The organism is Bacteroides sp., from assembly GCF_030151085.1.
Lineage (GTDB): Bacteria > Bacteroidota > Bacteroidia > Bacteroidales > Bacteroidaceae > Bacteroides.
In genome coordinates, this window is record NZ_JASLER010000041.1 from 22,074 (window position 1) to 34,647 (window position 12,574).

Genomic DNA, 12,574 nt, shown 5'->3' on the forward strand with positions numbered 1-12,574 from the left:
CTTTTACTTTTCTATGTGAAACCAGTCTGCATCGACCCAACCTCTATCCTTACCAAAAGGAGCGGTACTGAACAAACCGACTTTAGCACCTATCCATTTTCCCTGACGGGCGGTAAAAGGTTCTCCGGCTGATTTGTATTTCTTTCCATCGAGGCTATAGAAGAAATGGCAAATACCCTTCTTTCCGACTTTTACCTGCAAGTAGATATCACGTTCGTAATTGGGAAACAACCCTGCCTCAAGCTTACGGCTCAAAGGAAGTTCAGTAATGCGCGTTACAACTTCCGGATTCTTCTGTTCAGCATCCTTGCAGACTACTTGTTTCAGAAGAAATTGCTCTCCTTTTTTTTCAACTCCTATATAGCAGTAATCCCACCCCATCACGATAAGACCGGACTGTTGTCCGTCGGCTTTAGCTACGACTTTCAACTTGGTAGTAGCGGTGAATTCTTCGGCAGGGAACTTCTGTAACAGGAGGTTAGGCACTTCCCAGAAGTTCACAAAGTCTTCAGACGAGATATGTCCATAGATGCGCATATATCCCAAGTCGGTAGTAAATCCGAAAGAATCCTGATAATTGGCATGCCACTCCCACTGTAAACCCAGTCGGCGAGAATAGAATTCATCGCTCTCGGCAGGAGTTTCTACCGGATAAGTCTTGCCGACATTCGGCTTTTTATAGCGTTTGACTGGCTCTCCACAGCCGTCGCCGTCCTTATCTTCGCCAATAACCGGCCAGTCATTTACCCACTTCATTGGATTCAGATGGATAATGCGGCCATACATTGCCTTATCCTGAAAGTGGATGAACCAGGATTCACCGGAAGCTGTTTCAACCCAGCCACCTTGGTGAGGACCATTTATATCGGTTTTTCCCTGTGCCATCACTATTTTCGATTCGTAAGGACCATATACATTCCGTGAACGAAGCGCCAGTTGCCAGCCTGTTACGACTCCGCCAGCCGGAGCCAGTATATAATAATATCCATTGTGTTTGTAGAACTTAGGTCCCTCTATCGTATGGTTCACGCCGTCATTACCATCGAAAACAAGTACCGGTTCGCTGATGACTTGTGTACCCGAGGCATTCATCTCGCATACGGTAATAACACTGTTGAAGGCAGCACGGCTTCCTGCCCAGGCATGTACCAGATAGACTTTCCCATCCTCGTCCCACAGGGGGGTGGGATCTATCATTCCTTTTCCGGCTTTTACCAACACCGGAGCTTCCCATTCTCCAAGCGGATCTTTGGTCTTTACCATAAAGATACCGAAATCAGGATCTCCCCAGTAGATGTAAAACTCGCCGTTATGATGACGGATGGAAGGAGCCCATACTCCTTTTCCATGTTGAGGCTGATTATAGAATTCTTTAGGAACGATGGTTTTCAGGGCATAATTCGCCAACTTCCAGTTCACCAGATCCTTGGAATGAAGGATAGGTAACCCGGGAGTACATCCGAAACTGGATGCGGTCATATAAAAATCATTGCCTACGGCACAAACATCGGGGTCGGAATAGTCGGCATGCAGGATAGGATTGATATAGGTACCATCCTTTTGATCGGCTACCCATACCTTCGAAACAGACTGTCCATACATGCCCTGACAAATACCAAACATCAGAATGATCCTTAAAAAAACTCTTACCATAGTTGTTATCTTCTTTATTAATTAGCCCGAAAACACCTTTTACCTTAAAATAAATCTACCTTCATGAATAACTTCATGAATAACTTCTTCTTTAATACGTTTAAAGAGTGAATTACACCTAATGCATTACAATATTTTTCCATTATATTTCTTATAACCCTTTGCTCCTTTCCGGTCAACAGGCACAAAACGGATGGCAGCTCCCCCACTAGGCTTTAAATCAAGCTTTAGGATCATAGAGGCATCTACCAGCAGATAAGTGCAAGCCACTTGGGTGCGTGTCTTCACTTTCTCACCACCATCGGTATAGATAGATGCCAGATAAGTTTTATCTTTATCAAGGAAAGAGAGTGAAACGTTTTCTTTAGATCCATTATTATTGGTCATTGCAGCCAAGAACCATTCCTGCCCCTTACGACGTGCCATAGTGATATTCTTTCCGGGAGCACCATCCAGCACTTTTGTTTCGTCGAATACGGTTTGCAGGTTCTCAAACCATTCTATTTCGGGTTCTCCCTGATAGAAAGAAGGTCGGTCGTACCAAAAAATCGTTTGCAGCGGACTGTAGAAGACAAGTGAAGCAGCTAGTTGGTGCGCATGCGTTGTCTTCAAACGTTTATCGAAATAGCAAATAGTATAATCCGCTGCACCATTTATCATACGTGTAAAAGGCAATGTAACGTTGTGTGTAGCATCGGGAAACTCTTCATTTCCACAGATACCTTCCTGCGTCAGCAAGTTGGGATAAGTGCGGCTAAAACCTGAGGGACGGAATTCATCGTGAATATTCATCAACAAATGATTCTCTGCCGCCAAACGTACAAGATCGTGTACCCAAGTAGCCCAACGGTGACTGGCATATTGCACAAAACCCGATTTAACTCCGACAATGCCCCACTGATGCAGCAAAGGAAAAAGCTCTCTAGCCTGCTTCATCAGTGCATGTTGGTTGACGTACACCCAAACGCCTACCCCTTTTTCTTTTCCGTATGCAATGACGCGCGGCATATCCAGTTTGGCAACTACCTTCGTAGCATCACCATCGTGCGAAGTACAAGGCATGTACCACTGCCAGTCGAAAAGCATATAAGGGATGTTATGCGCGGCACAAAAGTCAATAGTAGCAATGGCTCCTTCGGTAGAAATGGTAGTCTCCCGCATTATCTTTCCGGGTTTCACCCATTGGGCAGCATCGGCAATCTCGCAAGGAGGATTCAGATTTTCGATGATGCTATTCTGCTCCAACAATTCACCCGGTTTATCGGCAGCCATGATAACCTTCCATGGAGTAGCGTAATAGGTAACGATATCCACAGGGCTGTACATGACGGACGTCAGCGTATTCTTTTGGGTTTCGGAAGCTTTGAATTTGGTCAGACACCAGTCATCTACATCGGCATCGGTCAGGGCAGCCCATGTTCCATCCGGAAGTTCTATTGTCAAAGCACGTTCTACAGGACGCTTGATGTCGTTGATATCGAGATGTTCGAAGAATGCCTGCGCCCATTGCTCGGTCCAGGCTTTGGTGCCTGTGGGGAAAGTATATTCTGTAAGGTCGCCCACCACCTTGTGGAAAGTAGCTTTGGGATGTTCGGGAAAGAAATAACGAAAGGCGATACCTTCATCGTAGGCACGCACCTCAATATTTAATCGATAGAAAGAACCGTCTTTTTTAGAAAGGTACAAGGTAGCAGCGTTGTAACGGTCGTGCATCTGGCTACGTTCACCATAGAGTGGTTTCCAGATAGTATCAACGGCAGGCAGCCAGGTTACAGAATCAACCTCCAGATTATCCATCCAAGAGGCAGGCTGCACCAGATTGCGTTGTCCCAATGCCATCTCCCAAATGCGATTATCCAGTTCCAATCCCGCACGTGATTCCTCTATGATTGGCTTTCCTTTGAATGCCACCTTGTAGCAAAGCTCATTGGCTTGCGGCGAGAGTTGTTTTTGGTAAAATACAACTTGTTGCGTACCGTCGGGAGAAGTTAATCTTAACTCCTTACCGGTTTCAGCAGCAAGCCCAACACTTATGGTAAGGAAAGTAATTGCAAAACTAATATTCTTCATGTTATCGTACTTATTGTTTCTTATAAATACGGTTGTGAAGAGAAGAATACTCAACCGGAGAGAAAAAAATATCAGTTTTGCAATTACTTTCCTTTTTATTCTATGGCTTTACGTACAGCCTGCAACATCGGTGTAACAGAAAGGTCATCACCGGTGGCCTGCTTTATCCATACGTTCGGGGTTAGTCTGCCTTGTTTGAAGATACGGCTCACCTCTGCAGCAAAATCTTTTCCGGTCAGATAGTTTTCCAATTGGAATTCAATAATCTGCCCGAACGCATAAGCCGAAAGATAGAGCGGATAACCGATCATGTGAGAATAAATAGCCAGCACAGTCTCGTCTTTCATACCGAATACAGGAGCGAAATATTTATTCCAGACCTCTTTCGACAAGGTAATCACCGCTTCCTGCAATTGCAGGGCGGTAGCATCGGGATGGGCATACATCCATTTCCACACTGCTATATCCAGCATGGACACTCCACAAATCTCGTACATACTCCATGCCTTATCCAGAATGTCCATCTTTAGTTTCTCGGGATTATTGTCCTCAATACCTAATAATTCCAAGTCACGCTTCTGAAAGACAAAGGCCAGTGCTTCGGTAAAGGCAGTATTGGGAACGCCACTCATCATAAAGTAATCCACATCATACATGGAAATAGTTTGCTCTACATTGTGGCCGAACTCATGGATAGCAATATTGTATCCCTTGTAGTCCATGCCTTGTTCCGGGATACGGGTACGTAGTCGCGAGCGTTGTCCTTTCATGGCTGCTCCCCAAGCATGTCCTGAACCACGTGCCGGATCTACCGCTATTTTATCTGCCAAGTATTGGGCGCGTTCTTTATCGAATCCGAGTTTACAGAGAATATCGGGAAGCTGCTTTTCCATAGTCTCTGCATTGGGATAAAGGGCACGGGTCTGTTCGTTCAGTTTATTTTCATCCAAATTGCTACGGGCTTTGAATCCATCGTACCAAATGTCATAAGCCTCCAGTTTCCGACCTAGACGCTTGGAGATAATCTTTCCTACCTCTTTCAGTTCGGGAGCGGTAAGGTATTGGTCAAACAAAGCTTCGACATCTTTTAAAGCAATCTCCATCTCATCGTTAAACTTACGATCTATATAGGTATTGCCCGTATAAGCGTCAATACGTTGTTGAGCTTTGAAGTTATTCAGCATCTTCTGATAACGAGCCGGACTTTCGGGAGTTCCTTTCGCTTCCATCCCATTCAAGAACAAAGTGTTGGTAGTCGGATTCCATTCAAAGCGATCAGCATTTATGACTTCTTTCGGAATATCTTGTGCAATGATACGTTTCATTACCTCGTATGTAGTCCGTTGCTTTTCCAATCCTTCTTTGCCTTTATTATAATTAGCTTTGATCTCATCGCGCAGGTTCCAATGGCAGAGCAACCGCATATCAGCCGGGAAAATTGTCTTTCTTTTGGGAGTAAGCAGACGCCCCATATAGATATTATAGTCAGCGATATAAATATCGGCATCGCTCTCTGTATCGGCTGCACTTTGTTTCACAGCAGCCGGAATGCGTTCCACAAACATATCGCCCAAGCGTGCATAAGCCCAAGCCTTACGGTCGTTACCCAACGCCTCTTTTTCTTCCAACGAAACTTTCGGGAAGTTCAAGGCAATAATAAAGCCTGTCTTGTTAGCATAGAGGTCATCCGTCAGATGCGAACCGGGACTATAGGCACCAAATTTTTCATCAATGGCATGCAAAGGACCGGTTTCCAGACTAAGATTGCGTTGCAGGCAAAGCGTTATCTCGTTGAAGTTACCATAAATCCCCTCCAAATACTCACTGACTTTAAGGAATACTTGTTCCTTCTCTGCCGGATCGGATATATAGTTTTCCAAACAGAATGACTTGAAGGCTTGATCGTCTCCATCGGCAGACTGCCACAGCCGAGCCACCTGATTGACGCCTTTGGCTATACCAGCCTGGTTCTTACTGTCTTTTGCCGCCAGTTCTTCAATAGTAGATGTAACGACAGAGGGAGGCACTGTTGCATGCCCATTGACATACCCAAGGGAACAGGCCAATAACATACAGATTCTTGCAATTCTTTTTTTCATAAGCGTATTTACAATATCGAAAGTTTAACTAATAGCAAAGATATGTAAATTCAGCCATGCCCCCAAAGAGGTATCAAAGAAATCACCGGTTAATCAAAAAGTTACGCTCCACAGGTTCCGCCGTTTGCACCTCACCCGCCAAACCATATTGCCAAGCTACTACTGTTACTTTCAGCGGAAACTTGCTGCGAGGAGAGATTTTTGTAAATACGAGCTTACCATCTACCACCTCCGCAGGCCCTTCTTTCACATAGTAATACACGGGCAGACCACAATCGGAAGTAGCATTCAAGGACAGTTCTTCAGTTCCCAAGGTCACATCGGGCAGACCGGGGAATAGAATACATTGTCGTTTGCCTTCCGTATGGCGGTAAGGTATGCGGAAACTGAGTTCCTGAACCGCACTCTTATAACGGTTATCCCCATCACTGCTTGCCAGCAAGGTAATATCACCAGTACGACGCCTGTTATGCATCCCCATCCGATAGAAGCGAACAGTAAAAGTAGTATCGTTCACTTTCTGAACCGGACCACAGATACGGGTAATTACAGGCGTAACAGATGCATGTGCATCAGATGTTGCCGTATAATCGCTATTCATGTAAACAGCTTTCAGATGAAAAGTCAATCCATCTGCTTCGGGCAAGAATCGGGCAGTTGTACGTATATGCGAGTCTTTATTATAGGTGAGTAATTGCCCCGCTTGCTCAAAGCCGAGGTATTGCGGTTTCTTATCCATTTCCTGCTGATAGATTGTTTCGGTCAATTCTGCCATCTCCTTATCAAAGTACCAGAAGGCGTCATGAACATCTCCTTTATACTGCTTGAAGGGAGCCGGTTTTATACGCTTCGGTGGTTTTACAGTGGAAGCTTCCCTGTTTTCTCCCGGAGCTCCATCCCCCCTACGCCAACGTTCGGCAAGCCAGCCATTCTGCGGGTTGAGCTTTTTCAGTGCTACCGGTTTGTCTAATGCAACGGTTTCCGGCAGTCGGGTTTCCAAAGCTTTCTCTAAGAAGAGAGCGATATAAGCGGCCGTACGATCAGCAAGATCAAAATGTCCGCGCCCGGCATCGCAAAGGAAAGAGATGCAACTTTCGGGGTACATCATACGGAAAGCCAAAGCAGGATTCACACGGGATTCCCACCATTCGTATTCTCCTTCTATCATCAGTCCGGGAATGCCGTCGATATTACGGGTACGCCCCCATTCCAGGTTCTCGCGTCCGTAACCGGTAAGGTTGGTACGGGGAGCATCGCCATGAAAAGAAATAATAGCTAAAGTCTTCTGCGGATTCCATGCGGCAAAGTTCCACGGGAAAGTAGCCATTGCCGAATGCCCGAACGGAATGATTGGAGCATATTTCAATTCGCTGTAGCCACTGATAGCAGAAAGGTCTTCGAGCATCTTGTCGAAAGCAGCCTGACAACCTGTACGTACATCCCATGGCTGCTCCCAACCGGGAGTAATCCATATCAAGGCAATACCCGATTCCGATAGTTTGCCACGAAATAAAGAGTTTTCGAACAAGGTTTCTTCCGTCATGTTATGCATAGCTACCATCACCGCCCGCACTTGGGCACACTCTGAAGGTATCCACAGGTAGGCCTGCGGATGATCGTCCGTTTCATTAGAAACAATATCCGGCATCTGTACCGACCATTGCCACTCGGCTGCAACACTCTTTGTGAATGAAAGAGTGAAGCAAGCCATTATGATTAAATAAGTTCGTAAGTTTTTCATGTCTATTTTATTCTTTCAAATCCCAATATACCACATACCGTTGATGATGCACATCATACAACGGACGAATAATATCTCCTTGAGGAGTAATAAACTTCAGTTCTTCTCCTACTCGTTGCAAACTTCTTTCCGGATGCTTCATATCCAGTTGTAACGTTGTTTTCAGGTTTGCCGGAACATGATAATCATACGTATAATAATCATTATACAGTTTCGGATCGGAAAATGGAGCCGGAACTTGCATACCTTCCGTGCCACGCTCTCCTGCCAACACCAACGGACCGTATAGCAAAGCTCCCTTCTGCGGATTGTCGGGTGTTGTTTCCAGATGCATCTGCATTGGATAGGTTGCTTCAATCTTATCTCCATTTCGCCATTGGCGGGTTAAGGCGATGTAAAAATCCGGATTCTGTTTTACAGATACTTTCTTACCATTGATGAGTACCGTCACTTTACCACTCCATGATGGATAGCGCAGGTAGACTGTAGTTTGCACGGGGTTTTCTGTACTTACAGTGATTGAAGTCATTTCTTCGGATGGAAAAGCGGTCTCCTGACGAAGAATCAAACCCTTTTCCTTCCAGTTCACTTCGGAAGGAATAAAGAGGTTCACATAAATACCTTTATCATTGTGATAATAGATTGCTTCACCATACTTGGCATGACTTTCGAAGCCACTACCCACACAGCACCAAAATGAGTTTTCTTTTGTACTATATACCTTATGCGCTCCATTCAGTAAAGGCAGAAAATAGCTGACCATCCCCGTTTCCGGGTCTTGCTGACCTAGAATATGATTATACAGTGCACGTTCATAATAATCTGCTACTTTTGCATCGCCCGTCCAGCAGAACAAGTGGCGGGAGAGCTTCAACATATTATAGGTACAACAAGTTTCACCTGTATAGCCATTCAGATACTTGGAGAAGTGTGCAGTATCAAAGAAATGTTCTTTCTGACTGCTACATCCGGGTGCAAAAGTATGATGGTCAATCATCGTGTGCCAAAAGAAGTCGGTTAATTTACGACTCGTTTCATTTTGTGTCAGTTCGTAATTACGGGCTTCTGCAATCACCTTCGGAATAAAAGTATTGGTATGTTTGGTTTCTAAATCATCTTTCAGTTCCTTCAGCGGATCTATAACGTCGTTATGATAAAAATATTCTGCCAACCAACGATAGCGCTCTTCTCCTGTCACTGCATACAGATTATAGAATGATTCATTGATACCGCCGAACTCATTGCGTATCATCAAACGGCGAGTTTCATCATTGAGCGGTTTCAATTTATTATATGCCCAATCTGCCATCCCTGTCACAACTTCAAGAGCTTGCTTGCTGTCAGTATACAGATACTGGTCGATTAGCCCCGAAAAGAGTTTGTGCAAAGTATACCACGGCGCCCAAACACCTGTTCCACGAATATTACGATTAATTAGTTCTTCCGGGAAAGCGCTAACATAGCCATTGCCAAGTGCTTTCTGTACTTCCGCCAGTCCATTGACCAAGCTATCCCCTTTTTGTTTGAAAATCTCACTACCCGTAGCAGCATACATCAACCCATAGGCAGATAGCAAATGCCCTGTAGTATGTCCACGCAATTCACAGTCCAAAGACTCCCATCCTCCAAGTTTCTTCACAGTCATATACCCACCTTCGCGACCCGCAAAAACGCCTGCATTTGTACGGAAGCTATGCAACAGCCTATTCACGTCTATAGAAACCATCCAGGCAGAATCTCGCATCATATTTTCACGGAAACGGCTTGGTAACAGGCGTATGTCTTTCAAATCAAAACTCTCCACGTAAAGTGGAGCAACTGTTTCCTTTTTCAACTTACCTGCATGTTGCCCGGGGTAAATAGACTGTGCAGACAAAGCACTTGAAACAGCCAAAAACATTGCCAGAATAGTATTCTTCTTATTCATCTTTCATTCGTTTTATTATAAAATACGAATAAAGGAGTAGAATTACTTAAAGCTGATGCTATAAATCCAATAGAAAATCTTCTATATTGGCACGACTAACCACTTGAAAAGTACTTCCCGGATAGGCATCAATAAACTGCTGAGGATATTTATATTTAGCAGTTGGATTCCATTTAAACTCAAAAGTAGATATTTGCCCATCTTCCTCTTCTATATAATCAATTTCTTTCTGCTGTTGGGTACGCCAAAACCAATAATTACAATAACTGCCCGAATAAGCGTTACGCTTCAGACGTTCAGAAATGATGAAGTTTTCCCATAGCCCCCCTATTTCTTCATTAGCGCGACTCTCGAGTATTGAAAAATTAGCTAATACAGCATTACGGATTCCATTATCATAGAAATATATTTTCCGACTAGCTTTCAGCTCATTACGCAAATTACGTGCGAAAGATCCCAAACGAAAAATAACGTAATTCTTTTCAAGAACATCAATATACCTGTCAACTGTTTTTGTATCAAGTCCCACTAACTGCCCTATTTCATTGTAAGATACCTGTGAGCCAACCTGCAAAGCAAGTGCTTGTAACAGTTTAACCAATTTATCAGGTTTTCCAATAGAATCCAAAGTAAGAATATCTTTATAAAGATAGCTGTCAGCCAATTCTTTTAAAATCATCTTCTCATCACCCGGATGGGTCACAACTTCCGGATAATAACCAAACACCAATCGATGAGGAATCATTCTTTTCTCTTCCAGCAGATTAGTATGTGCTACCATCTCGGCAAACGAAAGTGGTAACATTTTGTATTCTCGCTTCCTTCCTGTCAGCGGTTCATTCAGTTTCGAAGCCAACTCGAAAGACGAACTACCTGTCGCGATAAGTTGCACCCCTTTTATCTGGTCAGTAATCAATTTCAATTTTACTCCAACATCTGCAATACGTTGTGCCTCATCAATAACAACAAACCTATTATTACCAATAATAGCCTTCAAACGTGTAGAAGTGATATTTGCAAACAATTCCTGTACGTCCGGTTCATCCCCATTCAGCCACAAGACTTCCCGTGAGGTTCCAAACATCTCATGCAATAGCGTTGACTTACCGACTTGACGAGGTCCCATTATGATAATAGCCTTATCACTACCAATCATTCCCTCTATTTTTTGTTTTAACAATCGCTCTATCATACCTTTATGGATATCCGTTCAGAACAAAGATAGAGTTTTTCAGAATACAAATTCCACAAATCTTATAATATTTATGGAATCAAATCCAAAATTCTTATAAGATTCATGGAATTCAATATGCTTTCTACTAAGATATACCCTTCGTCCAAGATTAACTACGCTCTTTATCTAGCCGTTTTTTAAAGTATCTAAATAGCTCTAATTTTAATTTGTAACAAATGCATTTAACTCTAACTTTATTATAAACGTTCAAGAAGAATTCAATAATACAATTATGTTTTTTCTTATAAACATAAATGATATGTCGTTTTAGGGGCAAATTAAAAAGGTGAAGTGTTTTGTTCTTATTGAACAACATAAACAATATATCATTTTCTTCTTCGTATTCTACTCCATCAATTGAGGCTAAAGGTATGGAAAATAAATCAGCGTCTTTATCAAATCTTAAACTGTATTCATCGCAATATAGATTTAATCTTTTAAAGAAGGGTTTTATTATTTCGTATTTTTCTTGGTTGGTCTGCTTCTGCATCCACATTAGGCACATCAATTCAATAATATCTTTGTCGGCTGGTAGCACAACTGTTTCAATATCATTCATTACATAAATTAATTTAGATTTATATCAAAGGTTAGTAAAATCTTGTGGGACTTAACAAAAGGGAAGACCGTGAGGGATTTCTCGTGAATGTTTTGTTTTGGTATCTGATTTAAGATACTCTGAACGAATTTACCTGTGTATACTTTCATTTTGAATAAGGTTTTTAAGTTCCCCTTCAAAAAAGAAGGGTGCAGAACTATACTATCCGAATTCAGAAGGAAGTGGTGTCAACCTTGACAAAACAGAGTAGTAAAGCCTGCACCACTATTGTACAGGCATTTACATACTTCCTTGTTTTTGTCAATCCTTCATAAAACACCACTTTTACTGAATTGCAAGAAGCATAAAATGCAATAATATCCATAAAATGAAGAAAAAAACCACTGTTCTTGACTTCAATGCAAAGGTATGAAAAATATCAATAGTATTCTTTTTTTATCTACCTTTTTTCTGTACCAATAGGTTTAGGTTCTGCATCAACAGTTTCAGTATCATGTTGTTCGGACACTTTAGAATCAATAACAGGTATTTTCGCTTGGTTTGATTATATTTGTCCCATTAAAATCTCAGTCGTCCATTAAGTGGATATTCGTTGCAAAACGTATTTCTACTTAAAACAACATAATTCTATTACCAATGAAACTAAAAAAACTAATCTTTATCTCCGGCATATTGCTTGGACTGGCTCAGACTATGAGTGCACAAAACCAACTGGTGACTTACCCTGCCCCGCAAGGAGCAGAATTAATACAAGACTTCACCGTAAAAGTCCGCCAACCGGGCAAAGAGTGGCAAAACGTTGTTACCTATCCCGTAAAGGTAGACGAAGTGAGAGACACCAAACACAATGTTGAAATTGCTTCGATGGGGTATTTCGACTTCGACGGTGAGATAGAAGTATCTGTTACTTCCAATAAAGGGGTTATCAATACAGGCAGAGTGCGCCCGTTGTCCTACGAAATCACTCCGCAAATAGACGGCAACATACTGACATTTAAGCTGAACCGTCCACGTAATCTATCTGTAGAAGTAAACGGTGACATCTTCCATAACCTGCATCTGTTTGCCAATCCGATAGACAGTAACAAGCCGAAGAAATTGAAAGACCGTAATCTGATTTACTTCGCTCCGGGAATACACCAACTGCCGGGTGATACGTTGAACGTCCCCTCCGGCAAGACTGTTTATATAGCAGGCGGTGCTATCGTGAAAGGTTGTATTCAGGTAGTAAATGCAAGAGACGTAAAAGTCTTCGGACGAGGAGAAATCCACCCCGAAGGTCGCGGAGCAG

At 42.8% G+C, this 12,574-nt stretch carries 7 protein-coding genes and 1 pseudogene; 1 reads left to right on the forward strand and 7 read right to left on the reverse strand.

Annotated elements, in window-relative coordinates; translation table 11 throughout:
* Nucleotides 1-3: 3 nt before the first annotated feature.
* The 7 genes from Q1W14_RS07755 to Q1W14_RS07785 all read right to left on the reverse strand — a co-directional run bounded on the left by Q1W14_RS07755 (nt 4) and on the right by Q1W14_RS07785 (nt 11,283).
* Nucleotides 4-1,623 carry a glycoside hydrolase 43 family protein gene (locus tag Q1W14_RS07755; protein WP_300700435.1) on the reverse strand — a complete coding sequence of 540 codons (1,620 nt, stop codon included), beginning with the start codon at nt 1,621-1,623 and terminating at the stop codon, nt 4-6.
* Between the two features lie 156 nt (nt 1,624-1,779).
* Entirely contained in the window at nt 1,780-3,723 is a 1,944-nt protein-coding gene (locus Q1W14_RS07760) for a glycoside hydrolase family 97 protein (protein WP_300700428.1), read from the reverse strand.
* A gap of 95 nt (nt 3,724-3,818) precedes the next feature.
* On the reverse strand, nt 3,819-5,822 hold the full coding sequence (locus Q1W14_RS07765) for a hypothetical protein (RefSeq protein ID WP_300700429.1): 2,004 nt from the start codon (nt 5,820-5,822) through the stop codon (nt 3,819-3,821).
* An 82-nt stretch (nt 5,823-5,904) separates the two neighbouring features.
* Nucleotides 5,905-7,563 (reverse strand): hypothetical protein, encoded by a 1,659-nt coding sequence (locus tag Q1W14_RS07770; RefSeq protein WP_300700430.1) that lies wholly within the window; start codon nt 7,561-7,563, stop codon nt 5,905-5,907.
* Nucleotides 7,564-7,570: 7 nt separating this feature from the next.
* Entirely contained in the window at nt 7,571-9,490 is a 1,920-nt protein-coding gene (locus tag Q1W14_RS07775; protein ID WP_300700431.1) for a glycoside hydrolase family 127 protein, read from the reverse strand.
* Nucleotides 9,491-9,548: 58 nt separating this feature from the next.
* Nucleotides 9,549-10,682, reverse strand: a complete 1,134-nt coding sequence (locus Q1W14_RS07780; protein ID WP_300700432.1) for an ATP-binding protein — start codon at nt 10,680-10,682, stop codon at nt 9,549-9,551.
* Nucleotides 10,683-10,833: 151 nt separating this feature from the next.
* On the reverse strand, nt 10,834-11,283 hold the full coding sequence (locus tag Q1W14_RS07785; protein ID WP_300700433.1) for a hypothetical protein: 450 nt from the start codon (nt 11,281-11,283) through the stop codon (nt 10,834-10,836).
* Nucleotides 11,284-11,919: 636 nt separating this feature from the next.
* On the opposite strand from Q1W14_RS07785, the pseudogene Q1W14_RS07790 reads away from it, so the two are divergent.
* Nucleotides 11,920-12,574 (forward strand): annotated as a pseudogene (locus Q1W14_RS07790) (endo-polygalacturonase); the annotation flags it as partial.